This window comes from Dactylosporangium sp. NPDC006015 (assembly GCF_040614215.1).
GTDB lineage: Bacteria > Actinomycetota > Actinomycetes > Mycobacteriales > Micromonosporaceae > Dactylosporangium > Dactylosporangium maewongense.
The window spans coordinates 33890-59599 of record NZ_JBEXUD010000004.1 but is presented as its reverse complement, the minus strand read 5'-3'; the positions used below and the strand labels follow the sequence as shown (position 1 = coordinate 59599).

General features: G+C 74.4%; 27 protein-coding genes, 1 pseudogene and 1 riboswitch. Of the genes and pseudogenes, 17 read left to right on the top strand and 11 right to left on the bottom strand.

The window, feature by feature from the left end:
- Positions 1 to 22: 22 nt before the first annotated feature.
- The 5 genes and pseudogenes from ABZ321_RS08775 to ABZ321_RS08755 all read left to right on the top strand — a co-directional run bounded on the left by ABZ321_RS08775 (position 23) and on the right by ABZ321_RS08755 (position 4145).
- Entirely contained in the window at positions 23 to 1279 is a 1257-nt protein-coding gene (locus ABZ321_RS08775) for an MFS transporter (RefSeq protein WP_354890323.1), read from the top strand.
- Between the two features lie 121 nt (positions 1280 to 1400).
- Positions 1401 to 1580: riboswitch (cyclic di-AMP (ydaO/yuaA leader) on the top strand.
- A 7-nt stretch (positions 1581 to 1587) separates the two neighbouring features.
- Positions 1588 to 2577, top strand: a complete 990-nt coding sequence (locus ABZ321_RS08770; RefSeq protein ID WP_354890321.1) for an NlpC/P60 family protein — start codon at positions 1588 to 1590, stop codon at positions 2575 to 2577.
- 23 nt (positions 2578 to 2600) lie between these two features.
- The gene (locus ABZ321_RS08765) at positions 2601 to 3005 is read left to right on the top strand and encodes a VOC family protein (RefSeq protein WP_354890319.1); all 405 of its coding nucleotides are present in this window, start codon (positions 2601 to 2603) and stop codon (positions 3003 to 3005) included.
- Positions 2957 to 3980, top strand: a pseudogene (locus ABZ321_RS08760) (ADP-ribosylglycohydrolase family protein). The gene ABZ321_RS08765 and the pseudogene ABZ321_RS08760 overlap by 49 nt, the downstream one beginning before the upstream one ends.
- A 21-nt stretch (positions 3981 to 4001) precedes the next feature.
- On the top strand, positions 4002 to 4145 hold the full coding sequence (locus ABZ321_RS08755) for a hypothetical protein (protein ID WP_354890317.1): 144 nt from the start codon (positions 4002 to 4004) through the stop codon (positions 4143 to 4145).
- Here ABZ321_RS08755 and ABZ321_RS08750 read toward each other — a convergent pair.
- Positions 4114 to 4686, bottom strand: a complete 573-nt coding sequence (locus ABZ321_RS08750; protein WP_354890315.1) for a dienelactone hydrolase family protein — start codon at positions 4684 to 4686, stop codon at positions 4114 to 4116. The two genes, ABZ321_RS08755 and ABZ321_RS08750, sit on opposite strands and share 32 nt — an antisense overlap.
- A gap of 123 nt (positions 4687 to 4809) precedes the next feature.
- On the opposite strand from ABZ321_RS08750, the gene ABZ321_RS08745 reads away from it, so the two are divergent.
- The gene (locus ABZ321_RS08745) at positions 4810 to 5496 is read left to right on the top strand and encodes a hypothetical protein (RefSeq protein WP_354890313.1); all 687 of its coding nucleotides are present in this window, start codon (positions 4810 to 4812) and stop codon (positions 5494 to 5496) included.
- A 111-nt stretch (positions 5497 to 5607) separates the two neighbouring features.
- On the opposite strand, the gene ABZ321_RS08740 is transcribed toward ABZ321_RS08745, so the two are convergent.
- The gene (locus ABZ321_RS08740; RefSeq protein WP_344507542.1) at positions 5608 to 6042 is read right to left on the bottom strand and encodes a cupin domain-containing protein; all 435 of its coding nucleotides are present in this window, start codon (positions 6040 to 6042) and stop codon (positions 5608 to 5610) included.
- Between the two features lie 204 nt (positions 6043 to 6246).
- Here ABZ321_RS08740 and ABZ321_RS08735 point away from each other — a divergent pair, with 204 nt between their 5' ends.
- The 4 genes from ABZ321_RS08735 (at position 6247) to ABZ321_RS08720 (ending at position 12814) form a co-directional block, all read left to right on the top strand.
- Positions 6247 to 9399: a hypothetical protein gene (locus tag ABZ321_RS08735; protein WP_354890311.1), complete on the top strand. Its 3153-nt coding sequence runs from the start codon at positions 6247 to 6249 to the stop codon at positions 9397 to 9399.
- A 94-nt stretch (positions 9400 to 9493) separates the two neighbouring features.
- Positions 9494 to 11869, top strand: a complete 2376-nt coding sequence (locus ABZ321_RS08730; protein WP_354890309.1) for a tetratricopeptide repeat protein — start codon at positions 9494 to 9496, stop codon at positions 11867 to 11869.
- A gap of 4 nt (positions 11870 to 11873) precedes the next feature.
- The gene (locus ABZ321_RS08725) at positions 11874 to 12200 is read left to right on the top strand and encodes a hypothetical protein (protein ID WP_354890307.1); all 327 of its coding nucleotides are present in this window, start codon (positions 11874 to 11876) and stop codon (positions 12198 to 12200) included.
- A gap of 86 nt (positions 12201 to 12286) precedes the next feature.
- On the top strand, positions 12287 to 12814 hold the full coding sequence (locus tag ABZ321_RS08720) for a hypothetical protein (RefSeq protein WP_354890305.1): 528 nt from the start codon (positions 12287 to 12289) through the stop codon (positions 12812 to 12814).
- Between the two features lie 139 nt (positions 12815 to 12953).
- Here ABZ321_RS08720 and ABZ321_RS08715 read toward each other — a convergent pair whose 3' ends face one another.
- Entirely contained in the window at positions 12954 to 13628 is a 675-nt protein-coding gene (locus ABZ321_RS08715; RefSeq protein WP_354890303.1) for a hypothetical protein, read from the bottom strand.
- A gap of 48 nt (positions 13629 to 13676) precedes the next feature.
- Positions 13677 to 14651 carry a LysR family transcriptional regulator gene (locus ABZ321_RS08710; protein WP_344507530.1) on the bottom strand — a complete coding sequence of 325 codons (975 nt, stop codon included), beginning with the start codon at positions 14649 to 14651 and terminating at the stop codon, positions 13677 to 13679.
- Positions 14652 to 14662: 11 nt separating this feature from the next.
- On the opposite strand from ABZ321_RS08710, the gene ABZ321_RS08705 reads away from it, so the two are divergent.
- Positions 14663 to 15535 carry a serine hydrolase gene (locus ABZ321_RS08705; RefSeq protein ID WP_354890301.1) on the top strand — a complete coding sequence of 291 codons (873 nt, stop codon included), beginning with the start codon at positions 14663 to 14665 and terminating at the stop codon, positions 15533 to 15535.
- A gap of 74 nt (positions 15536 to 15609) precedes the next feature.
- Complete coding sequence (locus tag ABZ321_RS08700; protein ID WP_354890299.1) at positions 15610 to 16563, top strand: MBL fold metallo-hydrolase; 954 nt, start codon at positions 15610 to 15612, stop codon at positions 16561 to 16563.
- A gap of 58 nt (positions 16564 to 16621) precedes the next feature.
- On the opposite strand, the gene ABZ321_RS08695 is transcribed toward ABZ321_RS08700, so the two are convergent.
- Both ABZ321_RS08695 and ABZ321_RS08690 read right to left on the bottom strand, forming a co-directional pair.
- Complete coding sequence (locus tag ABZ321_RS08695) at positions 16622 to 17137, bottom strand: putative immunity protein (RefSeq protein ID WP_354890297.1); 516 nt, start codon at positions 17135 to 17137, stop codon at positions 16622 to 16624.
- Between the two features lie 62 nt (positions 17138 to 17199).
- The gene (locus tag ABZ321_RS08690; RefSeq protein WP_344507522.1) at positions 17200 to 17604 is read right to left on the bottom strand and encodes a hypothetical protein; all 405 of its coding nucleotides are present in this window, start codon (positions 17602 to 17604) and stop codon (positions 17200 to 17202) included.
- Between the two features lie 29 nt (positions 17605 to 17633).
- Between ABZ321_RS08690 and ABZ321_RS08685 the strand changes: the two genes are divergently transcribed.
- From ABZ321_RS08685 to ABZ321_RS08675, 3 genes are all read left to right on the top strand, one after another.
- Complete coding sequence (locus ABZ321_RS08685) at positions 17634 to 18533, top strand: hypothetical protein (RefSeq protein ID WP_354890295.1); 900 nt, start codon at positions 17634 to 17636, stop codon at positions 18531 to 18533.
- 72 nt (positions 18534 to 18605) lie between these two features.
- On the top strand, positions 18606 to 19424 hold the full coding sequence (locus ABZ321_RS08680) for a hypothetical protein (RefSeq protein ID WP_344507519.1): 819 nt from the start codon (positions 18606 to 18608) through the stop codon (positions 19422 to 19424).
- A 26-nt stretch (positions 19425 to 19450) separates the two neighbouring features.
- Positions 19451 to 20107 carry an RraA family protein gene (locus ABZ321_RS08675; RefSeq protein WP_354890293.1) on the top strand — a complete coding sequence of 219 codons (657 nt, stop codon included), beginning with the start codon at positions 19451 to 19453 and terminating at the stop codon, positions 20105 to 20107.
- A 48-nt stretch (positions 20108 to 20155) separates the two neighbouring features.
- Here ABZ321_RS08675 and ABZ321_RS08670 read toward each other — a convergent pair whose 3' ends face one another.
- Positions 20156 to 20686 carry a hypothetical protein gene (locus ABZ321_RS08670; protein ID WP_354890291.1) on the bottom strand — a complete coding sequence of 177 codons (531 nt, stop codon included), beginning with the start codon at positions 20684 to 20686 and terminating at the stop codon, positions 20156 to 20158.
- Positions 20687 to 20751: 65 nt separating this feature from the next.
- On the opposite strand from ABZ321_RS08670, the gene ABZ321_RS08665 reads away from it, so the two are divergent.
- Positions 20752 to 21309: a phosphoribosyltransferase family protein gene (locus ABZ321_RS08665; RefSeq protein ID WP_354890289.1), complete on the top strand. Its 558-nt coding sequence runs from the start codon at positions 20752 to 20754 to the stop codon at positions 21307 to 21309.
- A 6-nt stretch (positions 21310 to 21315) separates the two neighbouring features.
- Here the strand turns inward: ABZ321_RS08665 and ABZ321_RS08660 are convergent, their stop codons facing one another.
- The 4 genes from ABZ321_RS08660 to ABZ321_RS08645 all read right to left on the bottom strand — a co-directional run bounded on the left by ABZ321_RS08660 (position 21316) and on the right by ABZ321_RS08645 (position 24874).
- On the bottom strand, positions 21316 to 21708 hold the full coding sequence (locus tag ABZ321_RS08660; protein ID WP_344507511.1) for a hypothetical protein: 393 nt from the start codon (positions 21706 to 21708) through the stop codon (positions 21316 to 21318).
- Between the two features lie 94 nt (positions 21709 to 21802).
- Positions 21803 to 22534: an SDR family NAD(P)-dependent oxidoreductase gene (locus tag ABZ321_RS08655; RefSeq protein ID WP_354890287.1), complete on the bottom strand. Its 732-nt coding sequence runs from the start codon at positions 22532 to 22534 to the stop codon at positions 21803 to 21805.
- Entirely contained in the window at positions 22525 to 23517 is a 993-nt protein-coding gene (locus ABZ321_RS08650) for an AraC family transcriptional regulator (RefSeq protein ID WP_354890285.1), read from the bottom strand. Before ABZ321_RS08650 ends, ABZ321_RS08655 begins: the two co-directional genes overlap by 10 nt.
- Before the next feature lie 43 nt (positions 23518 to 23560).
- Positions 23561 to 24874: a cytochrome P450 gene (locus ABZ321_RS08645; protein WP_354890282.1), complete on the bottom strand. Its 1314-nt coding sequence runs from the start codon at positions 24872 to 24874 to the stop codon at positions 23561 to 23563.
- A gap of 123 nt (positions 24875 to 24997) precedes the next feature.
- Here ABZ321_RS08645 and ABZ321_RS08640 point away from each other — a divergent pair, with 123 nt between their 5' ends.
- Positions 24998 to 25684 carry a TetR/AcrR family transcriptional regulator C-terminal domain-containing protein gene (locus tag ABZ321_RS08640; protein ID WP_354890280.1) on the top strand — a complete coding sequence of 229 codons (687 nt, stop codon included), beginning with the start codon at positions 24998 to 25000 and terminating at the stop codon, positions 25682 to 25684.
- Positions 25685 to 25710: the final 26 nt, after the last annotated feature.

Sequence of the window (25710 nt, the reverse complement as noted above, 5' to 3'; positions counted from 1 at the left end):
CGCGGAGCGGAGGCACGCAGACATGGTCCTTCCCGAGCAGGTCGAGCCGGCGGATCCGGCGCTCGACAAGCCCACGGCGCACGCGTCGGCGCTGCGGCTGACCCTCGCGTCGCCGCTCTACCGGGGCGCCACGCTCGCGGTGTTCCTGTCCGCGCTCGGCTTCTCGGCCGCCGCCCCGCAGATCGCGACGTTCCTGGTCAACGACCTGCACGCCTCGCTCACCGCGGCGGGGCTGTTCTACCTGACGAACCTGGCCGCGCCCGTGGCCGGGTTCCTGGTCGGCCGGCGGTCCGACCGCACCGGGCGCCGTCTCGGGCTGTTCCGCATCTGCGCCGCCGCCGGGTTCGTGGGCTGGATCGGCATCGCGTACTCGACCGAGCTGTGGATGCCCTACGTCATCAGCGCCGTCGTCGGCGGGTTCGGCGGCGCCGCGACGTCGCAGCTCTTCGCCGCCGTCCACGACGAGCTCAAGGCGCACCCCGGCCCGAACAACGACGGGGTGGTCGCCGTCGTGCGGATGGCCCTGACCGGCGGCTGGGTCGTCGGCCCGGTGGCCGGGTCGTTCCTGGCGGCGCAGACGTCGCTGCGCACCATGCTGGTCGCCACGGCGGTCTGCACGCTCGCCCAGATCGTGCCGCTCGGCGCGCTCCGGACAGCACCGGCGGCACCGGCCGGACCCGGCGACGCGCCGGGGGTCGGCCACCGGGGCCCCGGCCTGCGGGCGATGCTGCCGCTGCTGGCGTTCACCGGCCTCTACGTCCTCGTGTACGCCGGCGAGCCCGTCAAGTACGCGTACCTCCCGCTGTACATGAACGACCAGCTGCACTTCCCGGCCGGCCTCAGCGGCGCGGTCATCGGCATCCAGCCGCTGGTCGAGATCGTGCTGATGCCCGTCGCCGTGGTCGTGGCCCGCCGGACCGGCATGATGGAGCTGATGGTCCTCGGCGCCGGGTTCGGCGTGGCCGCCAACGTCTGCTTCGCCGTCACCGGCAACGCCGCCGGTCTGTTCGCCGGGCAGATCCTCATGGGCGGCGTGTGGGGCGTCTTCGCCACGCTCGGCATCATCGTCGCCCAGCGGCTCCTGCCGACCGCTGTCGCCACCGCGTCCGCGATCTTCATGAGCTCCACCGCGCTCGCCTCCGCCCTCGGCGGTGCGGCCGGCGGCACCGGCGCCGCCGCCATCGGGCTCCCGCGGGTGTTCCTCATCCCGGCCGCCCTCGCCCTGCTGGCCGTCGCCGGCCTGGCCGTCATGGCCCGCTCCACCGACCGCCACCGGTGACGAGCCGGGCAGGTCAGTCTTGTGTCTACGTTAAGTGTGGCTTAGATCGAGCGCCGGCAGTGTGGTCCGGCGTTACGTTTGGGCCGGCCTGCCGGACATCGCCCGCCCCGCCGGGGTGGCCGGGCAGCCACCGCCGAGTTGTCGGTCGCGCGGGCACGATGCGTGCGGCCGGTGAGCCGGGGAACCAATCGGGGCTTCCCCATGGGGTGAATCCGCGCCCGCCACACCGGGGCGCGGTAGGGCGCGCCTTCTTCTCGCCCGAATCCGTCAGCTAACCCGGTAGGCGGTCAGCGAAGAAGGACTGTGCCGTGTTCAACGGACGTACGACGCTCCGCGCCTCGGTCGTCGCGCTGGCGGTGGCGGCAATGATCGCCCCGGCCTGCGCCGCGCAGGCGGACCCGACGCCGCAGGAGCTCCAGGCCCAGATCGACAAGGGCAACCAAGAGGTCGAGCACGTCGTCGAGCTGTACAACAAGGTCAACGGCGACCTGGAGACCACCCAGGCGGCGATCACGAAGCTCCGGGCCGACATGGCGCCGCTGCAGGAGACCATGGCGACGGCGCAGGACAACGCCTCGGCGCTCGCGGTCAACGCGTACAAGACCGGGGGCGACCTCGGCACTCTGTCACTGATGCTGGGGGCGACGTCGACCGACACGCTCACCGCCCGCGTCGGCACCCTCCAGCAGATCTCGCACAGCCAGCAGCGGGACCTGGCGGCGTACACGGCGGCGAAGGGCGCGCTCGACACCGAGCAGCGGCGCCTGGACGAGACCCTCGCCGCGCAGAGCCAGCAGAAGACGGAGCTGGAGACCCGCCGCAAGAAGATCGAGGGTGACATCGCCCGCCTCGACGCGCTGCAGGCCAAGGCCGAGGCGGCCGCCGCCGCGGCGAAGGTCAAGACCACCACCCCTCCCCCGGCGACGACCCCGGCCAAGCCGCCGGCCGTGTCCGGCAACGCCGGCAAGGCCGTCAACTACGCCTGGGCACAGCTCGGCAAGAAGTACGTGTGGGGCGCGGCCGGACCAAACACGTTCGACTGCTCGGGCCTGACCATGATGGCGTGGAAGGCGGCCGGCGTGACGCTGCCGCACAACGCCGCGCAGCAGTGGTCGAAGGTCCGCCACATCTCCCGCAGCCAGCTCGCCCCCGGCGACCTGGTGTTCTACAACGGCCTCGGGCACGTGGGCATCTACATCGGCAACAACCAGATCATCCACGCCCCGAACAGCCGCACGGTCGTCAAGGTCGCTCCCGTCGACATCGACACGCTGTACGGCTACGGCAGGGTCGCGTAGTCACGGACGGTAGTCTGCCGGGCATGCGCATGTTGCATCTCGGGCTGCGGGTCACGGATCTGGAGCGCTCGCTCGCGTTCTACACCGCGGTCGGCTACGCGAAGGTCGGCCACGTCCCGGAGACCAGGTTCGGCAGCCTGACGATGCTGCAGCTGCCCGGCGACCCGTTCGTCAGCCTCGAGCTGGTGCACGACCCCGCCCGGCCGGTCACCGACACCGGCGCCGTCAACCACCTCGTCATCCAGGTCGGCGACCTCGGCACCACGGTCGCCGACCTGGCCGGCAGGGGCATCGCGGCCGGGCCGCCGACCGACCACGGCGAGGGCATGGCCACGTCCTGGCTCACCGATCCCGACGGGTACCGCATCGAGCTCGTACAGTGGCCGCCCGGCCATCCGGAGGGCATGACCGCGGCCGACTTCGCCTGACCGCCGGCCTGTCATGCGCCCGGCCGCCCGGCTGCACGGCGTGGCGGGTGGTGCGCGGAAACGGTTCGACAGGCGCGGTGACCGGCTGCCACGATCGGACGGTGATCACCGACGTCGACGCCGCGACCCGCTCGTTGCACGGGACGGCGCTGGGCGACGCGTTCGGCGAGACCTGGTTCTTCCGGCCCGCCGACCAGATGCGGTGGCAGATCGAGGAGCGGCTGGTGCCGCAGGGCCCGTGGCCGTGGACCGACGACACCGCGATGACCGTCTCGCTGTACCAGACGCTGCGCGAGCACGGCCGGGTCGAGCAGGACGACCTGGCCCGCCGGCGCGTACGCCGCCGACCCGTACCGCAACTACGGCCCGTCCATGCACGGCGTGCTCCAGGCCATCGGCGACGGCGAACCCTGGCGGTCGGTCACGGCCGCCCAGTTCGACGGCCAGGGCTCGTGGGGCAACGGCGCCGCGATGCGCGTCACCCCGCTGGGCGCCTGGTTCGCCGACGACCTCGACCTGGTCGTGGAGCAGGCGACCCTGTCCGCGGCGGTCACCCACGCGCACCCCGAGGCGGCCGCCGGCGCGGTCGCCGTGGCCGTCGCGGCCGCGCTGGCGGCACGGCGGGTGCCGGCCGGGGAGCTGCTGCCGCGGGTCGCCGACCGCACACCCGACAGCGAGGTCGCCACGCGGCTCCGCCTGCTCTGCCGGCGGCCGTTCGACCGGGAGCCGGAGTGGATCGCCGGCGAGGTCGGCTGCGGCATGCTGATCTCCGCCCCCGACACCGTGCCCTACGCGATCTGGTGCGCCGCCCGGCACCTGGACGACCTCGCCGAGGCGCTGTGGGCGACGGTCAGCGCCGGCGGCGACATGGACACGACCTGCGCCATCGTCGGCGGCATCGTCGCCGCCCGCACCGGCCTCGACGGCGTGCCCGCCGAGTGGGTCGACGCCCGCGAACCGCTTCCAACCTGGTAGGACACGACCGAGGAGTCGACCGTGACCAGCAGGCCCGACCGCTGCCGGGTACAGCTCGCCGTCCTGCACGGCACCGACCCGGGACCGGCGGCCGTGCCCGCCTACGCCTGGCTGCTCGACGCGCTGCGGGCCGTCAGCCCAGCAGGTCGAGGGTCCGCCGGATGAGCAGCGCCGTCGCCTCCGGGTCGTAGGTCGGCAGGGAACTGTCGGCGAAGTAGTGCTGGTCGCCCGGGTACAGGAACAGCTCGCCGTCCTTCGCCTCGGCGACCAGGTCGCGGGCGGCGTCGATGTCACCCTCGCCGACGAAGATCGGGTCGGCGTCCATCCCGTGCACCTGGACCGGCACGCCGGCGGGCCAGGCGGCGCCGAACTCGGTGACCGGCACGCACGAGTAGCACAGCAGCGCGCCGCGGGCGCCGGGGCGGGTCTGCGCCAGCATCTGCGCGGGCAGCACGCCGAGGGAGAAGCCGGCGTAGACGAGCTCGGCCGGCAGGTCCGCGACCGCCCGCGCGCCGCGGTCCAGGATCTCGCCGGGGAAGCCGAGCTCGGTGGCGTATGCCATGCCCGCCTCGATGCTGTCGAAGGTGCGCCCGTCGAACAGGTCGGGGGTGTGCACCGTGTGCCCGGCCCGGCGCAGCGCGTCGGCGAACGCGACGACGCCCGCCGTCAGCCCCTGTGCGTGGTGGAACAGGACAACCTCAGCCATACCCCCACCATATATGCGTTGCCACCCAGCCCCCGGGTGGACGGGCAACGAATGCGTCGACGTCGAATGGTGTACTGGTCGTACCGACATCATGATCGATCGGCGTGAGGTGAGGAGCGGGGCATGCGGTGGTTCCGGCGCAAGGCGGCCGGCAGGGCTGTCCTGGTCGACCCGGCACGGCAGGAGGCGCTGCTGGCCGACGTCCGGCAGCGGTACGGCCCGCACGTGGCCGGCGGGTGGCAGCAGCAGGCGGCCTCGCTGGCGCAGGTGTTCGCCGGCGACGACGGGCTGTCCGCGGCGACCCGGATCGTGCACGACACGGCCGAGCACGCCCACGCCGACGTGCAGGCACAGGTCCGCGGGCACCGCGTGGACCGGCGCGACTACCGGGCGCTGTACCGGCAGATGGGGCCGCACCTGCGGTACCGCCTGACGGAGCTGCCGACGGGGCTGTTCCCGTACGTGCACCTGGCGGCGGCGCTGACGGCCGTCGAGGCCGACGCCAAGCGGGCGATGGTGCTGACCGACCCCAACCTGCTGCTGGTGCACACGCTGGAGCTGCTCGACCTCACCGTGTCCGGCTGGGAGTACGGCCGGGTCCCGGTCAACGCCGACGCCGCCCGGCTCGTGTCGCTGCTCATCGCCGCCGCGACCCGGATGCGCCTGACCGAGGATGACCCGCCGGCGCTGCCACCGGGCATCCGCGAGGTGATGCGCAGCAACCGGAGCACGGACGTGTACGACCACGCCGGCACGCTGGTCGGCACCATCAACGTGGGCGCGGAGACCCGCCGGTCGTTCCTGATCTGACGGCGGTTTGACCTTGCCCCTGGGCCCCGCGAGACGTACTGGACCGACTTCCCCTCCGCCGCGCCCGGCGACGAGGTCTTCGACGTCGCGTTCCCGGTGGCCTGATCCCCGTCACGCGTCTGCGGTGCCGCCCGGGCCCGGTGGGCCCGCCGGCCGCGGGTCGTACTCCTCGTCGGTGACCTTCTCCAGCCACTCGACGGCCCGGCCGTCCCGGACGCCGGTGAGGGCGAGGTGAGTCATCGGCGACGCCGGGCCGGCACCGTGCCAGTGCCTGACGCCGGGCGGGCACCAGACGACATCGCCGGGGCGCAGCTCCTCGACGGGCCCGCCCTCCTGCTGCGTGCGGCCGGCCCCTTCCGTGACGATCAGCCGCTGGCCGGCCGGGTGGGTGTGCCAGGCCGAGCGGGCACCGGGCTGGAACGTGACGTACGCGCCGCTGTACGGCGCCGTCTCCTCGGGCGCGAACAGCGGCTGGACGCGGACCTCGCCGGTGAAGTTCTCCGCCGGGCCGGGCGTGGACGGCTGCGAGCCGTAGCGGGTGATCATCGGCGGCGGGCCTCCGGCCGCAGGAACGGGCTGACCCAGCCGTTGCCGGCGGGGTCGCCGCATGAGACGCCCGTCCGGCCGAGCGGTCGATGCTGCACGGTGGACTCCTTCCCGCGATGCCGGCAGACCGTTCACCGGCTACCCCGGCGCGTCCGATCCAATCGCGTGCGGTGCGGACGTCCGCGGCTCGGTATCGTGGGCGCCTTGAGCCTTCTCGACGCCATTCCGGACGGACTCGACGCGCCGGCGCGGAGGCGGGCGATCGCCCGGTTCGCGCTCGGGATGAGCCAGCAGGAGTACCAGGAGCTGCACGCCCGCCTCGACGGCGGGGACATCGACGAGCGGCACGACGGGCTGTTCGTCGCGGTCGTGCGGCGGGACGTCGCCGCGGTGGAGCGGGCGCTCGGGGACGGTGAGCTGCGGGGGCGGGCGCTGTCCGCGGCGATCCGCCTGCCGGTGTCCGACGCGGCGCTGCGACGGCTGGCGTTGACCACGCCGTTTGCGACCAGGCGGCAGGTGTACAGGGTGCTGCGCCGCTCCGCACGGCGCGGGCTCGCCGGGTCGCTGCTGCCGGAGGTGCCCGAACGCGACCGGCCGCTGCTGCTGGCGGCCTGCGCCGCCGGGGTCGTCGAGCGGTGGCTGCCGGCGCTGCCGGTGACGATCGACGACCTGCGCCGGCTCGCCAGGGCGGCACCGGTCGCGGTCGCGCGGCGGCTCGCCGAGGACGGCCACACGGACGGCAGGCGGCGCTGGTCGCCGGGGCGGGCCGGCGTCGAGGCGGCGGTGCGGCGGGACCCGGCGGCGGCCGCGATCGTCGCGGAGGGGCAGCGCTGGCAGGATCGCGGGACCCCGGACGCCGTGGCCGCCGCGCTGCGGGCGGGCCAGTTCTGGTCGGTCGAGCCGCGGCCGCACGGGACGGGCCGGCTGCCCCGCCGCGCCCGCCGGACCGTCCGCGCGCTGCCGGCGACCGACCTGGCGGGGCTCGCCCGCCTCACCGACGGCGACGGCCGCGCCGCGCTGCTCGACGCGCTCCCTCCCGCCCTCCGGCGGGCCGCCCTCGAAGCGTGGCCTCTCGACAACCAGGCGTTCACGCCGGAGCTGTGCGTGCTGCCGTTCGCCGACCGGGTGGCCGTGGCGCGGGACCGCCTGGCGCGGCGACCCGAGGATCCCGAGATGCTCGCGCTGCTGCCGTACGCCGAGGTGCGCGACACGCTGCTCGCCCTGACCCGCAGCCACCGCGCCGAGCAGCGGGAGGCGGGCTGGCCGGCCCTGCTGCGCAGCGCGATACTCGACCCGGACCGGACCGCGTTCGCCGACGCGATCGGCCGGGCCGGCCGCGCCTGGGCCGACCAGCACGACGTGCAGCAGAAGGTGCTGGACCGGCTCGCCGCGGCGCCCGCCCGCAGCGTGGACGCGGTGCCGGTGCCGCTCGTCGCCGCCGTCGTGCACGCCACGCTCACCCGGCCCGACGGCGCGCCCCGCTCCCGGCAGCACCTCGACGACTGGCTCGGCCGGACGCTGGCGGTGGCGCTCGCCGCGGCGAACCGCCCGGACGCCGGCGCCGCGGCCGTCGACCGGGCCGCCGAGGTGTTCCTGCAGTACGCCCGCACCGTGCGCGGCCTCGGCCGGTGGTACGACGCGCCGCGCCTGCGCCCGCCCGTCCGCGCCGCTGTGTCGTACATCGCCGGCCGCCGCGACCTCGACGACCGGGCGCTGCTCGGGGTCGCCGCGCAGCTCGGCCCAGACCTCGACGCGCTGCCGGGCCTGCGCGACCGGCTCCACGGCATCGTCCTTCGTGGTGCGGATGCGGAGTCGGTACGGGAGGCGGCGCGCCTCTGGGTAGGCGGCGGCGCCCCCACGGACCGGGCCGAACGGGTGCGGACGCTGCTGCGGCACGACCCGGCGCTCGCCCGCGAGCCGGAGATCGCCCGGCTGCTCACCACCCGCCACACGGACCTGCTCGACCTGCCGGAGGTGCGCTCGCTGCGCCCGCTCGTCCCGGCGACCCCGGCGGCGCTGCGGGCCTGGCGTCCGGCGCAGCGGCGCTGGTACCGGCAGGCCGCCGCCGAGCAGGCCACCGACCCCGCCGCCGAGCCGGCCGACCGGATCGCGGCGATCCGCGTGCTCGACGACCCGGACCTGCTCGCCGGGCTGGCCGGGTCGGACGAGGGCCGGATCGCGGTGGCCGCGCTGAGGGCGATGGCGCACCTGCCGCACGGCTTCGCCCGCCTCGCCGACCGCGTCGACGACCCGGTCGGCTACCGTGCCCGCGCCGCCGCCCGGGCGCTGCGCGCCGCCCTCGACACGGTCACCGAGACGGCCGCCGTGGAGCTGCTCGCCGGCACGCTGCGCAGCGCGAAGGTGGCATCGGCGAAGGAGTCCGCGCGGGCGCTCGGCGCGCTGCGCACCCCGGCCGCCGCCGGCGCGCTCCTCGACGCCTGGCACCGCCCGGACCTGCACCGCGACGTCCGCGCCGCCATCGCCACGGTCCTGGTCACGTCCGCCGCCGCCGATGCGGGGCGCGCGGTCGCGGACGTCCTCACCGCCGCGGTGCGGCCGGGTGCGGAGCCCGGCGCCGTCCGTGAGGCGATCCTCGCGACGCCGGTCGAACGGATCCCGGTCGACCGCCGCCGGGCCGTCGCCCGCCTGCTGGCCGCCGCCCTCGACACACCCGACCCGGCGATCCTCGCCGCGTACGGACGCTGGTCCCGGTACGCGCCCGAAGGCCTGGACACGGTGGCCCGGCTCGTCGGCGTCGACCAGCCCGGCGAGGTGTTCGAGGCCGCCCGCGCGACCCTGGGCGCCGCGCTCGGCACCCCCGCCGGCGACCTCGCCTGGTCCGCGGCCGTGGACCTGCTCGCCGCCCAGGCGGCCCGGGAGCGGCTGCGCGCCATGACCGTCGCCGTCCGGCGCGACGCCTGGTCCGTCCTCCCTGCCGCCTTCCGCGCCGCCGCCCACACCCTCGAACGCGCCCTCGTGCCGCTAGACCTGCCGGGCGTACGAGCGACGCTGCTGGCGCGGCTGGCCTTCGCCGGCCTCCTCGACCAGCCCGCCGGCGACCCGGACCTCGCGCTGTGGGACCGCCTGCTGGCCGCCACCGCCGACCGTCCACATCGGATCGACCTCGACACCTGGCGGGCCCTGCACGACCACGCGGACCCGACCCGCATCCCCGCCGTCCTCACCCACCTGGAGCGGCACACCGGCCTCACCACGACCCTGCTGTGGCTGCGCCTCGCCACCATCCAGGGCACGTGGACCGAGCCCCAGCTGCACCGCCTCGACACGCTGCGCCACCACCCCGACCCCGACATCCGCGAGGCCGCCCACGACGTCCGACCGGCGCACCGTGACTGACCAGCAGGCGGCGACAGACCGCGCCGTGCCTCCCAGTGGTACACATGAGACACACCGCACCGACGGCCCGTCACGCCCGCGAGGTCGACAATGATTGAAGTTCGGCGCACCGATCGATGCTCCGGCGCGGTGGATGACCGTGCATGACCACGGGGACCGGCTGTCCGTGTCGGCGCCGGACGCGCGAGGGTTGCAGATCGGTGACCGCAACAGCCAGACGAACGTGCACCTGGACGCTTCGCTGCTGCCACCACCTCAACGGATCACCAGTGACGGACCGGTCCACAATCTGCCACCGGCATCCGGGGTGTTCGTCGGCCGCGACCTCACTCGGCTCGCGATGCTGCTGTCCGACTCCGGCAGCGGGGTCGCGGGGCGGGCCGCCATCCACGGCCTCGGCGGGGTCGGCAAGACAGAGCTGGCGCTGCAGTACGCGCTGAGCTACTCCAGCCGGTATCGGCTGGTGTGGTGGGTGACCGCGGACACCGCCGAGAACGTCGATCTCGGACTCGCGGCACTGACCGGCCGGCTGCATCCAGTCGCGACGCTCGCCGACGCGCAGGCGTGGGCGGTGGGCTGGCTGCAGTCGCACACGGACTGGCTCCTGGTCCTGGACAACGTCGAGGCCGTCGAGGACGTCACCGGACTGTTAGGGCAGGTAACGGGCCGGGGGCACGTCCTGGTGACAACCCGTCGCGATCTGGGCCAGGCCTGGTGGGTGCGGCTGCGACTGGCACCGCTGCCCCTTGGCCCGCTGCAACGGGCCGCCGGCGTCGAGCTCCTGATGCGGCTGACCGGCTCACAGGACATGGCGGCGGCGGACCGGCTGGCAGCGGATCTCGGCGATCTTCCGCTCGCGCTGGAACAGGCCGGCGGCTACATCAGTCAGCACCACGGGCTGGCCTTCGACGACTACCGGGAGCGGCTCGCAACGCAGTTCGCCCGGATGGCGAACGCATTCGGACCGGTCGGGACGGCGCAACGCACCGTCGCGTCGGTCTGGCAGGTCACCATGCGCGCCGTCCGGGCCAGCTCAGAGCCGGCGCACCGGGTGATGCAGGTGCTGGCCTGGCTGGCACCGGAGGCGCTGCCGCAAGCCGTGCTGCTGCCAGTGATCGACGACCCCGTCGACCTCGACGACGTGCTCGCCCTGCTGAGCTCGTACAACATGATCGTCCGCAGCGACGGCAGCGTCGGCATGCACCGGCTGGTCCAGGCCGTGATCCGTGTCGACGCCACAACGGACCAGCTGGACGCGGCCGTCCGGCTCCTTGATGCGTCGCTGCCGGGCGATCCGGTCGCGGACGTCGCAAACCGGCCCCGCTGGAACGAGCTGCTACCCCACATCGATGCCGTGCTGGCCCGGCTTCCCGCCGGTCACGCCGACACCACGGCTCTGGACGTCGGCGAGCGCGCCGCCACCTACCGCCTGCATCAGGGGCACATCGCGAAGGCGGTCGCTGCGTTCGAACAGATACTCGCCGATCGGCAGCGCGTGCTCGGCGAGAACCATCCAGACACCCTGACCACCCGGGGCAACCTGGCTGACGCCTACCACGACGCGGGCCGGATCGACGAGGCCATCGCCGTGCTCCAGCAACTGCTCACCGATCAGCAGCGGCTGGTCGGCGATGACGACCCGAACACCCTGAGCACCCGAGGCAATCTGGCTGTGTGTCACCATGCAGCAGGCCGGGTGGACCAGGCCGTTGCGGCATTCGAGGAGCTCCTCACAGATCGGCGTCGCGTGCTCGGTGAGTACCATCCCGACACCCTGACCACCCGCAACAACCTGGCAGATGCCTATCTTGACGGGGGTCGGACCGACGAGGCCGTCTCGGCACTCGAACAGCTCCTCACCGACCAGCGCCGAGTGCACGGCGACAACCACCCGCACACTCTGGTTGCCCGCAACAACCTGGCGTCCTCCATGCGGATCGCGGGCCGCCTCGACGAGGCGATCACCGCATTCGAACAACTCCTCACCGATCAGCGGCGGGTGCTCGGCGACGACCACCCGCACACTCTGACCACCCGCAACAACCTGGCGTCCTCCAACCGGGTCGCGGGCCGCCTCGACGAGGCGATCACCGCATTCGAACAACTCCTCACCGACCAGCGGCGGGTGCTCGGCGACGACCACCCCGACACGCTCCACACCCGCGGCAACCTTGGCGTCGCCCTTCGGGCAGCGGGCCGCGTCGACGAAGCCGTCGTGATGTTCGAGCAATTGCTCGCGGATCATCAGCGCGTCCTCAGCGACGATCATCCCGACACGCTGAACACCCGCGGAAACCTGGCCGGCGCCCGTTTTGCGCTGGGCCGTGTCGACGAGGCCGTCGCCGAGTTCGAGCGCCTGCTCGTCGACTCAGAACGAGTGCTCGGCAACGAGCATCCCCGCACGGCCGCGATCCGCCATCGCATCGAAACCGCGCGGGGTCTGCCCGGCGGGCGGCATGGTCGATCATGAGTTGGTGACCAACGACGACGCGGTGTCCTTCTCGCTGGCCGTGCCGCCGCTGTTCGCCGCGCTCGCGCCGGCGCGCAACGTGCTCGTCGCCGGGGCGGGTGGTGGGTTCGACGTGTACGCCGGGCTGCCGCTCGCCCTCGCGCTCTGGGAGGGTGGGACGCGGGTGCACCTGGCCAGCCTGTCGTTCTCGCAGCTGGAGCTGCCTGTACCTCGACCGCGTCGAGCACACGATCGGCCGCCGCCAGGTGATCACCCGCATCCAGGCCTTCCGCGACGAGGTCGCCACCGCCCGCGTCCCCCGCGCCTTCCCCCACTGACCCCACGGGGTTGAGCGACCGGCCCGGACGGGGCATCGCGGTGGGGCGGTTTGTGCGAGACTGGCGCGGCTTTCGAGGATCTCGCTCGCACGGAGACATGATGACGCTGCAATACCGCCGCCCCAAGTTCTGGCTGCTCGCGATCTACTTCCTCGCCGGGTGCGCGGTCATCTGGCTGTCGCAGACCGGCGTCGAGCTGACCGTGCTCGTGTTCGTCAACCTGGGCTCGACGGCGCTGCTGATCGTGGGTGGGATCGTGATCCTGTTCACGCTGTGGCAGCTGCGGGAGGCGTTCCGGCCGGACCCGGTGGTCATCGGCGAGGCGGGGCTCCAGCTGAAGGTGGCCGGCATCAACCGGCTCGTGCCGTGGGGCGCGATCGACGCCGTGTTCCTCGAGCCGTACGTCAACCCCGGCAGCGACACCCGCACGCACCGCCTCGTGCTGACCCCGGCGCCCGGCGTCGACCTGGGCGCGAAGACGGACTACGGCAACCAGGCCGACGGTCGCCCGTCGATCGTCCTGCTGGCGGTCGACGAGACCCTGCACACCGCCGCCGAGGTGGCCCAGGCGCTCGCGGCGTACGCGGGCCCACGGTTCCTGCCGTCGCCGCTCAGCATGGAGAAGTGACCCCGGCCCGCTGCTGTTCAAGGCCAAGGAGCCACGCCCGAAGGACCAGGCGGACTTCGACGCGGTGCTGCCCCTGCTGGGCGCGTCGCAGCGGCGGACGCTGGCCGGCCTGCTCGCGGCGCACCCGTGGCGCGCGGCGTTACCGTAGCCGGCAGTACTCGACGTGCAGCTCCGCGGGCGGGTTCCGGCGGTCGTGGTAACGCCCGATCCTGCCCAGGTTGATCTCGGCGCAGCAGTGCGTGCCCGGGTTCACCGCGAGGTGCGCCGGGCAGTCCTCGGCGAGCTGCCGCAGCTGCTCGGCCTGCAGGTCGAACGCCTCCCGGCTGCCGGTGAGCACGAGGGTGTCGGCGGCGATCTGCCAGCGGAGGTGGTCGCGGTAGCCGTCGTTCCACACCCGGCGGTGGTCGGCGACCGGCCGGTCCGGCCACGCCCCCGCCGGCAGCGTGACGGTGTACGGCGCGCCGGCGCCCAACCGGCCGCGGATCTGCTTCCACCGTGACGCCGGCACGGCCAGCCGGTGGTGCAGCAGCACCAGGTCGAGCGGGCGGCCCCACCAGGAGCACCGGTCCGGCCTGCGGGCCGCGCGGACCGGCAGGAACACGATGCTGTGCGGGGACCGGGCCGCCAGTCCCCACGCCGTCGCGAGCGTGGCGGCGGTGTGCTTGTCCAGGCAGAACTGCGCGCCGAGACGGCCTTCGTAGAGCCCGCCGAAGCCGACCGCCCGGGCCGGACGGATCACCCGGTACTGGCGGTCGCCGAGCCGGACGGTGCTGATGCGCACCGCCCACGAGCGCTCCGCCAACGGGACGACCATCGCACGAGCATCGCGGCACGGCCCGCCCGCGGCAACCGACTTCCGCGGCTACGGGTCGAGGGCCGGCGTGTTCGCCTTGTCGAACACCACGGACCACGGGCCGGGCGAGCCGAGGATGCGGCCGGGGCCGTCGGCGCGGGGCCGCAGCACGGCGCCGGCCAGCTCGCCGAACCGGGCGGCGGCCGGGTGCGGGGCGCGGCGCGGCCACACCGCCGACGTCTCCTGCCACAGCGGGTCACCGGCGAGCGGGCGCCACGCGACGCGGGGTTCGCGGCGCACGGTGTCCTCGCGCTCCAGGCCCACCCCGAGGCCGGCGAGGACGAGCCCGCACAGGAACTCGGGGTTGCGGGCGTGCCGCACCCGCGCCGGCACGAAGCCGAGGTCACGGCATTGGCCGAGGAGGGTGTCGTACCAGGTGGGCGCCGTCACCCGGGGAAACACGACGAGACCCTGCCCGGCGAGCTGACCGGCGGTGACCTCGGTGAGCCGGGCCAGCGGCGAGACCCGCGGCAGCACCACGCCGAGACGGACCCGGGTGACCGGGCCGCGGCGCAGGTCGGCGGCGTCGACCGGGTGGTGGACGAGGCCGACGTCGAGCCGGGCGGCGGCGAGCAGGTCGAGCTGCTCGGCGGTGGTGAGCTCCTGCAGGTCGACGTCGACGCCGGGCGCCTGCTCGCCGAGGCGGCGCAGCAGCTCGCCGAGCGCTGCGGCCGGCGTCTCCGGGGGCACGCCGGCGCGCAGCGTGCCGAGGTCACCGTCGCGGATGCTGTGCATGAGCGCCCGCAGCCGCCGTTCGGCCGCCAGGAACTGGACCGCCTCGTCGCGCAGGGCGCGGCCGGCGTCGGTGAGCTCGGTGCCGCGCGGCAGCCGGTCGAAGAGCGTGACGCCCAGCTCGCGCTCCAGCCGGCGCATCGCCTGGCTGAGCGGCGGCTGGGCGATGCCGAGCACCTCGGCGGCCCGGCTGAAGTGCAGCTCCTCGGCGACGACGAGGAAGTACCGCAGATGCCTGGACAGGTCGGCCATAGGCTGACCCTATGTTGATCGAGGAGACGTTCGCCGCCGCCGGGGTGCGGGGCCGGCTGCACGCGCGGGACATCGACTCGGGCCGCACGGTCGGGGTCGGCGCCGGCGAGCAGGTCGTGCTGTCGTCGATCGTCAAGGTGCTGCTGGTCCTCGAGTTCGCCCGGCAGGTCGCGTCGGGGGCGCTCGACCCGGCCGAGCGCGTCGTCGTCGGTGCCGGCGACCGCTTCGGCGGCTGGGGTACCGCCGGGTGCGCCGACGACGTCGAGCTGTCGCTGCGGGACCTCGCGTACTTCGCCATCTCCATCAGCGACAACACCGCCGCCGACGTGCTGCTGCACCGGCTCGGCGGCCCGGACCTGCTGGCGCTGCTCGCCGCGGAGCTCGGCCTGGACCGCACGCGAGTCGTCGGCGGCCCGCGGCAGATGCTGGAGTCGATGTTCGCCGACATCGGGGCCCGCGACGACGCGGAGTTCGCGCGGCTGTTCCCGACGCTGCCGCCGGAGCGGGTGGCGGCGCTGCGCGTGTTCGACCCGCGGCGCACGACGTCGAGCACGCCGGAGGAGCTGACCCGGCTGCTCGGCATGCTCTGGCGTGACGAGGCGGGACCGCCGGCGGCGTGTGCCGCGGTCCGGGAGCTGATGGACCGTCAGATGTCGTGGACGAGGCTCCGGTCGGGGTTTCCGGCGCCGGTACGGGTGGCCGGCAAGACCGGCACGCTGCCGGGGCTCGCGATGGAGATCGGTGTCGTGGAGTACCCGGACGGCGGGCGTTACGCGGTGGCCGTGTTCGTCGACGGGGGCGGCCGCACGCCCCGCATCGACGTGGACTCCGCACTCGGCCGCGCCGCGGCCGTAGCCGTCGGCATGCTGCGTGACCAGCGCTGATATCCAGTCGCGTATGGGCGGTGCGGTGGGCTGGTCTTGGACAGCCCGGCCGCGCCGGTGCTTGGGTGGGCGTCATGTCCGAAACACGTGATCTGAACCGCCGCGCCCTCATCCGTACCGCCGTCGCCACCGGGGTCGCCGCCACCGGGGTCGCCGCGGCGCGGCCCGCGGTCGCCGCCCCCGCGGGCCGGACCGGCACCGCGACGCTGCGGTGGTTCGGCACCTCCGGCTGGCGCATCGACGTCAACGGGCGCACGGTGCTCGTCGACCCTTACCTCACCCGCTTCCCGACCGGCCTGTTCACCGGCGCGTTCGACCCGGCGACGCCGCTGCGGGTCGACGCCGACGCGATCGGCTCGCGGGTCGGCGCGGCGGAGACGGTGCTCGTCACGCACACCCACTGGGACCACTTCAACGACGTGCCGCACATCGCGAAGACCGTCCCGGGGGCGCGGATCCTCGGCACCCTCACCGCCTACCACCTCGCGCTCGCCTCGGGCGTGCCGGGCGGCCAGGCCGTCCCGGTCAAGGGCGGCGAGCACCTCGACTTCGGCGACTACACCGTCGAGGTGGTCGCGTCGCTGCACAGCCGCAACGCCGCCTACTCCCTCGCGTTCCCCGGCGTGCGGCTCACCCCTCCCGCGGCGCCGCGGACGATCGGCGACCTGCCCGAGGGCGACACCCTCGCGTACCAGGTGACGGTCGCCGGCGGCCCGAAGCTGTTCTTCATGGGCGGCAGCGACTTCGTCGAACGCAACCTGACCGGCCTCGCTCCTGACGTGGCGATGGTCGCGCTGCCATCGGCCGGCGTCGTGTACGACTACACCCGCCGGCTGCTGGCGGCGCTGGACCACCCGCGGGTCGTCGTGCCCGTGCACTGGGACAACTTCGAGACCCCGCTGCGCAACCCGCCGGCGGTCGCGGCCGGCGACGCGGCCAAGCTCGACGCGTTCGTCGCCGCGATCCGCGAGGCCTCACCGCGCACCCGGGTCCTCCTGCCGTCGTACGACACCCCGTACACCTTCTGACGTTCACGGGGGAACGCGCGGACCGGCGTGCCCGGGCGGTCCATGGGCTGGGCGGGCCTCAGCACTCGAACACCGACCAGCAGATGTCGTTGCGCAGTCGCTGGTCGTCGAGGACGAGCTCGCGGATGGCGTCCGGCAGCTGGTCCCGCTGCCACTGGCACTCCTGCCGCGCCGCCGCGCCGCCGGTGCCATCGGGTGCGGCCGCCCGCGCGGCCTTGATGGCGTAGGCGGCCGCGCCCAGCTCGTGCGCGGCGACGTGGGCGACGACCGCGGCCTGCCCGGCGGCGTACGCGGCGTGCCGCGCGGCACCGCGCAGGTCCCGGGCCGCCCCCATCGCGTGCCCGCCCGCCGCCCGGGCCTCCATCATCTTCACCTCGCCCCGCACCCACGCCCGGGCGGCCTCGATCGCCCGGCGTGGCCGGAGGTCCCCCGGCCGGGCCGCCTCGAAGTGGCCGAGCACGTGCTCCGCGCACACGGCGGCCCACAGCGCGAGCAGGTGGTGGTCGTCGTCGGTGAGCGTCCCGCCGCGCCGGATCGTGATGAAGCGGGGATCCCGGATCTTCGGCAGGATCATGCTGCGTTCCCACGGTTCATGCCTGTCAACCGTACCGTTGAACCGCCGGTTGAGACTTCAGCTCACCCGCGCCGCGGCACGTCGGGTCGCGGCGGCGTGGAGTACCTGATCAGGGCATCGATGCCCCAGCCGCCCAGGAACGACAGCCAGGCGAGGGGCACGCCGAGGAGGCCGTCGTACCAGAACAGCCAGCCGCCCGCGCCCGCCCCGGTCACGAACGCCTCGCGGTATCCGGGGATCGGCAGCAGCACGTCGATCAGCACGTACGCGACGCCGACCAGGACCGACATGACGGGTGTACGCACCAGCCACGCGTACAGCCAGGCCGGCCCGGCGGACGCAGCGACCATCCCCACGAAGAACCAGGGCGCGTCGCCGCGCAGGATCGTCATCCCGGCGGTCGGCAGCGCGATCCCGATGGTGGCGGCGAGCGCGACCCCACACCTCACCCACGCCCACCGGCTCATCGCAGCACGATAGCCGTATCGTGCTGCGGATGCGCCCCAGACTGATCGCCGAGTCCTGCGTCGGGGCGGCATCCGGCCAGGTCAGGCCCGTGGCCGGCGGCGGCTGGCTGGTCACCGACCCGGACGACGACGCCACGCGCCTCCTCTGCCGGCGGCTGCACGCCAGGGCGACCGTCGACGGCGGCTGCGGCGTGGTGTCCAGCGACGGCACCCACCTCGGCACCGTCACCGATGGCGTCGTCACGGTTGAGGACCTGCACGGCCGGCAGGTGTGGCGGAAGGCCCTCGATGGCGTCACCGAGTGTCACCTGGACGGGCGCGGCGTCCTGTGGACCCTGGCCGGCGATCGGCTCGGCGCGCGGGAGACCGCCACCGGCCGCCTGATCGGCGAGGCCCTCCTCGGTGTCCACCCCGGCTGGTCCACCTGGATCGACGACCCACGCGGCGACTGGACCGGTCTCGCCGGCGACCGCAGCTGGCTGGCCCGCCCCACGACCGCCGGCATCGCGGTCCGGCCGGTGCCCGACGTGACGCTCACCGACCTGCACCGCACGGAACCCCGGTATCTGGCCAGCACCCGCGACGGGACCCGCCTCACGGTCCGGGACGTCGCCACGAACGCCGTCGCGGCCGACAAGCCCACGGACCCGGGCGCGTGCCTGCTCGCGTCCACCGCGGTCAGCGAGTCGCTGGTGCTGGCCGCGTACAACCTGGACGACCACGAGACGGAACTGGAGCAGCACCTGCTGCTGTCGACGGCCACGCTGCGCGTGCGCTCCGTCATCGAGTATCCGGCACCGCAGCGCGACGTCCGCCGGTCAGCGGAGCACGGCACGTGGCTGACAAGGGACGCCGAAGGGCTCCGCCTGTGGTGGCTCGACGGTCTGCTCGACGACGACCCGCTCCCGGGGCAGCAGGCGCTGTTCTGAAGCAAGGCGGACACCGCTGCGAGGCTTTGTCCACTACTGTTGTCGATGCGCGGCATTCGACAAGCGGGGGGCATGGACGAGCGGGGCGACGAGACCGGGTTCGGCGAGGCGGGGACCGACGAGGAGCTGCCGGCGGCGCCGGGGCGGTCGCGGTGGATCTGGCTGGTCACGGCGGTCGTGGCGGCGCTCGTCGTGGTCGGGGCCGTCGTGTACGTGCGGCTCGGCGGCACCACGCACTCGCTGCCGGAGGCCGTCGCGCCGAAGACGTCCGCGACGCCGTCCGCGCTGGTACTGGAGCCGAGGCCGACCGGTGCGGCGTGTCGCGACGCCCGGCCCGGCCAGTGCGGCGACGACGAGCAGGGGCTCGCGGCCTTCCCCTTGACGGTGCAGGACTGGGACTTCCGGATCGAGCACCGGTTCCGCCCCGCCTACGGACCGCAGGTCCGCGAAGGGCTGCTCGAGGGCACGACCTCGACCGAGATCGCGTTGCCTGGCGACGTGTTCGGCGCCGACGGGCAACCGCTGCCCAGCGCCGAGCCGAAGACGACGAGCGCCGACGGGCGGGTCACCATCGTCTACGACAAGGACCGGCACCTGCGGACCATCGAGTGCCGGGTCGACATCATGGCCTCGACCCGGCAGGCGCCCGACGGGCTCCAGCTGCTGCAGGCGTGTGTTCGGGCGATCGTCACCGACGACATCGCCGCCGAGACCAACACCTGGATGGCGCAGCACATCCGGCCGACGGACAGCCCGACGGCCGTGGTGAGCCGCTGGGCGTGCGGCTGGCTGGCGCTGGAGCTGACCGTCGGTTTCCGGGACAGCGTGGTCACGATGTCGGCACCGGCCGGGCAGCACGCGACGCCCTGCGCTCAGGTCGACCGGAAGTAGCCGGCGCCGCGCGGTACCGTCGCGGGATGATGGATGAGATCCGCCGCCTCGCCGCCGAAGTCGACACCACGGCGCTGTGCGACGTCGGCGACGACGTGCGGGTCATGTCGCCCGCGCTGCGCTGCCGGTCGGCGAATCCCGTCCTGTGCGGCCCGGCGGTCACGGTCCGGTGCCGGGACGACTTCTTCGGCGTGATCCAGGCGATCGAGCTCGCGTCGGCGGGTGATGTACTGGTGGTCGACGGCGGCGGCCGCGAGACCGCCCTCGCCGGTGAGCTGTTCGCACGGGTCGCGCTGGGCAAGGGCATGGCCGGGATCGTCGTCGACGGCGGCTACCGTGACCTGCGGTTCGTGTCCGGGTGCCGGCTGCCCGTCTACAGCCGGCACGTCACCCCGAAGGCGGGCACCACGACGAAGCCCGGCATCCTGGGCGCCACGGTCAGCTGCGGCGGCGTGCCCGTCCACCCCGGCGACATCGTCATCGCCGACCACGACGGCATCGTGGTGCTCGACCCGGCCGTCGCCGTCGCCCGCCTCACCGCCGCCGCGCAGGTGATGGCGACCGAGGCGGAGGTCGCGGAGCGCCTCGCCGCCGGCGCCTCCCTCGCCGACGTGCTCAACACCGCGGAGCACGCGGACCGCCTGACCCGCGGCGAGCCGTCACGGCTGCGGTTCACCCTCTGACGGCAGGCGCAGCGGGCCGGGACGGGTCGGCGGCGAGCGCCGCCGGCGTCAGGCGGACGGCACGAACCGGAGGGCCGCGGTCGCACCCGACGGGTCGAGGACGAGACCGGTGGTGTCGGTGAACTCCGCGAGCCGGGCGAGCGCGTCGTCCGGCGCCGTGACGCCCGGCAGCGCCACGAGCATGCCGGCGAAGGTGAGCGTGGCGTCGGCGTGGACGGGGTCGACGCCCAGGCGGTCGACGTCGCCGGACAGGGACACCGCCGCTCGCAGCGACGGCCCGTCCTGCTCGCCCAGCCGGAGGTCGACGGCCTCGAACCGGTGGTGGATGCAGTGGTAGACGGTCGCCTCGGCGGGGTCCGTGAACGCGGCGCTCGTCAGGTGCAGCCCGCCCATCCGGCGCCAGCTGTCCGTCGGCGCCGGCATCCACTCGACGGTCAGGCTGAGCGGGTTGAAGTCGTCATCGTCGGGCACGTCCTCGAACCGGAAGTCGAAGCACCAGGTCAGGCGCGGCGGTAGGGCCTGGTTCGCGAACAGCAGACCGTGCCACCGGCCGCCTTCCGCGGAGACGAAGTCGAGCACGGCACCGAGTCTGGCACACCGCACCGGCTCGCCGGCCGCCGTGCGGCGGCGCCTACACTCCGGGCGTGGCTGCGGGCGGGGTGGTGGATGTCAGGGCCAGGCTCCGCGAGGCGTTCGTGTGGCGGGGGGACCGGACCGACGAGAGCCGGTACGCCGACATCACCGGCTGGTGGCGGGACGCGGAGCTGCTCAGGCTGCTCGGGCCGGCGCTGGCGGGGTTGTTCGCCGGGGCGGAGCCGACCGTGGTGCTCGGGCCGGACTCGCGGGGGTCGCTGGTCGGGCCGCTCGTCGCGCTGCACCTGGGGGTCGGGTTCGTCGAGGTGCGCAAGGACCGGGCGCCGGCCGGGGACAGCGACCAGTGGATCCGTCGCACGACGCCGCCGGACTACCGGGACCGGCACCTGGAGCTCGGCTTCCGGCGCAACCTGGTGCGGCCGGCGGACCGGGTGCTCGCCGTCGACGACTGGGTGGACACCGGCAGCCAGGCGCGGACGGTCCGCGCGATGGTCGACGGCGCGGGCGCCGGCTGGGTCGGGTTCGCCAGTCTCGTCGACGCGCTCGACGACGCGCGGCTGCGCCGCGACCTGGGGCTCAGGTCGCTGCTGCACCTGCGGGACCTGTGAGGGGACCTACCGCCAGCCGGCGCGGTCGCGGGCGCCGCGGATGCGGTCGATGCGGGCCTCGGCCGTTGACGGTGCGTCGATGCCGAGCCGGGCGCGGCGGCGCAGCTGGAACGTGAGCATGTCGGCGAGCGGCGCGTCGCGGTACTTGCGCCACCGTTTCGTGAGCCACATCGACTTCTTGGCGAGCAGCTTCGTCTCGGCGGCCTCCGACGCCGTCGCCGAGGCGGGACCGGTCGCGGCGGCAAGGACCTGGTGCGAGCGGTGCCGGTCGGCGCGGTTCGGGTGGCGCTTGTTGCGGCGGATGTTCTTGCGGGAGCTCTTGTCGTTCTCGCCGTAGTCGTTGCGCCGGTCCTTGGCGTAGCTCAGCGCCTTCTTCTCCTGCGGGCTCCTGCGCGCCACCGCCGTCACCTCCCCGTCTCGGCCGCCGCCGGCCAGGGTATGCGCCGGGCGGCCCGGCCGGCACCCGGATTCCGGCGTGGGAGACGCCATGAGGTCAGGTGTTGCGCAGGATGCGGTGGCCGAGGGCGGGTGACAGGCGCATGATCGGCGGCAGGAGCCTGGACCTGCCGACGAGGATCTCGTCGGTGCCGCGGGCGAGACCGTCCAATATGGACGCGGCGGCCGCCGCGGGGGTGATCTTGTTGGCGCCGCGGCCGCTGGTCATGTCCGTGTCGACGAGGGTCATGACGGCGTCGACGACGCGGACGTGCGGGGCGGCGTCCTGGCACTGGTAGCGCAGGGCGCGGGTGAAGGAGCGGACGGCGGCCTTCGTCGCGCAGTACACCGGGGCGGAGCGCTTCGGGGCGAGGGCCAGGCCGGTGGTGACGTTGACGATCGCGGCGGACGGCTGGCGGCGCAGGTGCGGCAGCAGGCCGGTGGACAGGGCGACGACCGCGTCGAGGTTGACGGCGATCTCGCGGCGCAGCACCGGGCGCAGGTCGCGCGGGTCCTCGGTGAGGAAGTCGGTCAGGGTCTGCACGCCGGCGTTGTTGAAGACCACGGACAGGTCGGGGTGCCGCTGCGTGACACGGTCGGCGAGGTCGGCGACGGCGGCTGGGTCGGCGAGGTCGATCGGCCAGTGGGTGACGCGGTCGCCGGCGGGGCCGTCGAAGCCGCGGGCGACGGCGACCACGTGGGCGCCGCGGGCGACCGCCTGCCGGGTCAGCTCCCGGCCGATGCCGCGGCTGGCGCCCGTTATCAGGACGGTCCGGTCGTTCAGGTGCATTGCGGTGTCTCCTGTACTGGGCGGGCGAACGCGACTGGAAGGGCGGAAGCCGCTGGGCGGGCGGATGCCACCGGACGGGCGGATGCCGCTGGAAGGGCGGATGCCAGTGGACGGGCGAACGCCGACCGGAAGGCGGCGGGGGTCATCGCGGTCCGGCGGCGGAACTCGCGGGTGAAGTGGGGCTGGTCGGTGTAGCCGCTGGCGAAGCCGACGACGCCGAGCGCGTGCCGGGTGTCGATGAGCAGGCCCGCGGCGGCGTCGGCGCGGGCGGCGGCGAGCAGCCCGCTGAACCCGCCCTCGGCGCGCAGGTGGCGCTGCACGGTGCGCGGTGACATGCCGAGCTCGGCGGCCAGGTCGCGCAGCGTCCAGCGGCGGACGAGGTCGCCGGCCAGCAGCGCCCGCGCCGGGTCGGTCCCGGCCCGCGACGGCGCCGGGGGCGCGGCGACCGAGGTCCAGGTGAAGTGCCACGGCCCGCCTCGGTGGTCGGGTGGCGGCGCGGTGAACGTCCCGTCGGCGTAGACCGGCCACGGACCGAACGTCAGGGAGAGTCCGTGGACGCCGGTGGCCGTCAGCAGCGCCACCAGTACACCGGCGACCAACGCGTCCTCGGCGGGCGTGGGCGGCTCGTCGGCGGGGCCGGTGTGGGACGCGGTGAGGGTGCGCTCCCCCGACGAGTGCACCACGACGCGGTGGCGGGAGTGCACGAACCGTTCGAGCCTGGCCCAGCGGGCGAACAGGTCCTGCGGGCCGGTGGCGGCGGCGAGCGCAGACATCGCCGGGTCGGGCGGCAGGCGGGGCAGGATCAGCCCGACGCGCAGCAGCGGCAGGAGCCCGTGCGTGGCGGCCACGTCGGCGAGCAGGCGGCGCTTCACCGCCAGCGGGACCAGCGCACCGCCCGGCGCGGGTGTGGAGACCGCGATGCCGTCGTCCGTGAGGGACCGCAGCACAGCGGCGACCAGCGCCCCGCTTGCGAAGTCGTCCATGACCGGCAACGGTAGGCGCTGCCGGTCCGCGTGTATTGAACGATCACGCCGCGATCGGGTACCGGCGGAGCTGGATCCGGGTGTGGTCCAACGTGCCGGGCAGCGGCGGGCCCAGCGGCTGGACGGCCGTGTACCGGTGGGTGCGCAGCAGCTCGGCGAGCAGGGTGGTGGTGACGAGCAGGACGAGGTTGCGGCCGGCGCACCCGGCGGGGCCGGCGCTGAACGGGAAGATCTGCGGGCTGCGGCGGGCCGCGCCGCTGAGCCAGACCTCGGGGGCGAACCTGTCGGCGTAGTGCATGCCCTCGTCGCGGTGGAAGAACGAGCTCATGACGATCAGCGACGTGTGCGCCGGGAGGGTGGCGCCGTCCCAGTCGGTCTCGCGGGTGCTCTCTCGCAGGATGGCGAGCGTCGTCGGCCACAGGCGCAGCGTGTCCTGCACGCACGCGCCCAGGAAGCGCAGGTCCGTGGCGGCGGTCTCGGCGCGGGACGGGTCCGAGCCGAGCAGGGCGAGGGTGCGGAAGGCGGTGGCCGCCGCCGCGTCGAACGCGAACAGCCAGTGCGGCACCTGGCCGGCCGGGTCGACGTCGGTGGTCGACGGGGTGCCGGCCATCATGCCGGCCAGGCTGCCGGGCTCGGCGCGGGCGACGTACGCGTCGACGCGGCGCTGGAACCGCTGCCGCAGGCCTTCCTGGCGGGGGCGCAGGTAGGCCCAGTTGGCGGCGTCGCGCAGCCGGTCGAGCTCGCGGGTCAGCCGCTCGTCGTCGCGGGCGGCCTCGCCGAGCGTGACGCGGCGGGCGATCCGGGCGAACATGGTGGAGAACCGGCGCCAGTCCAGGGCGTCGCCAGCCGGGTCGCCGCGGCGGACCTCGTCGCGGATCGCGGCGACGATCGCGTCGGCCTGGCGGTGCTCGGTCTCCTGGGTGTCGAGGACGCGTTCGTTGTACATGCGGCGGTGGGTGCGTTCCTCGCCGGTGCTGATGAGCACGCCGTGCGGCTGGAAGTGGCGCAGCGCCGCGCGCTTCTCGGTGGTGGCGGGCGTGAACGGGTCGGGGGTCTCCCGCAGGATCCGCTCGACGTCGGTGGCCGACAGCACCACCGCGAACGACCGGCCCGGCACCTTCAGCATCAGGGGGCTGCCACCGTACTGGCGCCGCAGCCGCTGCAGGAGCCGCCCGGCTCGCTTGTCGGCGTCGAGCCGCCGCGCGAAGCGCACCATCCGCGGTCGCCGGCGGATGACGCCCTGGAGCAGCGTCGGGGCGACGACCGCGAGGGCGACCTTCGCCGTGTCGAGGGCCGACGCCGTCGCGGGCGGCGCGGACGGGGCGGTCCGGGCGGGCGTGGCCGTCGATGCTGTCATGTCGTCCCGGCTACCCGGCCCCCGGTCGGGGAAACGCCGCGGCGGCCGGGCGCTGGGGGAGCAAACCGTCTCGTCCGTCACGATCGCTGGGCGCTGACGAACGCGTTCGTTACGATCGTGTTCGTGAGTCCGAGACAAGGTCCCGTCAGCCGCCGCAGCCGGCCCGCCAAGGCGCCGCTGAGCCGCGAGAGCGTCGTGGCCACCGCCCTGCGGCTCATGAAGGACGAGGGCCTGGAGCGGGTCACGATGCGGCGGCTCGGCACCGAGCTGGAGACCGGGCCGGCGTCGCTCTACGTGTACGTCCGCAACACCGCGGAGCTGCACGGGGCGCTGCTGGACGAGCTGCTCGCCGAGCTGCTCGCCGGCGTGGACCGGCCGGCGCCCGGCCAGCCCTGGCGGGAGCGGCTCATCTCGCTGCTGTCCGCCTACACGGAGCTGCTGTTCGCCTACCCGAGCCTCGCCCGGTCGGTGCTCACGCTGCGCCCGTCGGGGCCCAACTACCTGCGGCTGATCGACACCGTCCTCGGGCTGCTGCACGCCGGCGGCGTGCCGGCCGGGCAGGCGGCGTGGGGGGTCGACCTGCTGCTGCAGCACGCGACCGCCACCGCCGCGGAGCACGGCAGCCGGGCCGAGGCGGCCGAGGCCGAGCGGGAGGCGGAGGACCTCGCCATGGCGGTCGCCGACGCGCCGGCGGACGCCTACCCGCACATCGCGATGGCGCGGCAGGAGCTGTTCGCCGGCACCGGTGGGCAGCGGCAGCGCTGGGCCCTGTCCGCGATCATCGAAGGTTTGCGCGTGCCGATCCCGTAGTCCGTTTTTCGTAGCCATCACGAACA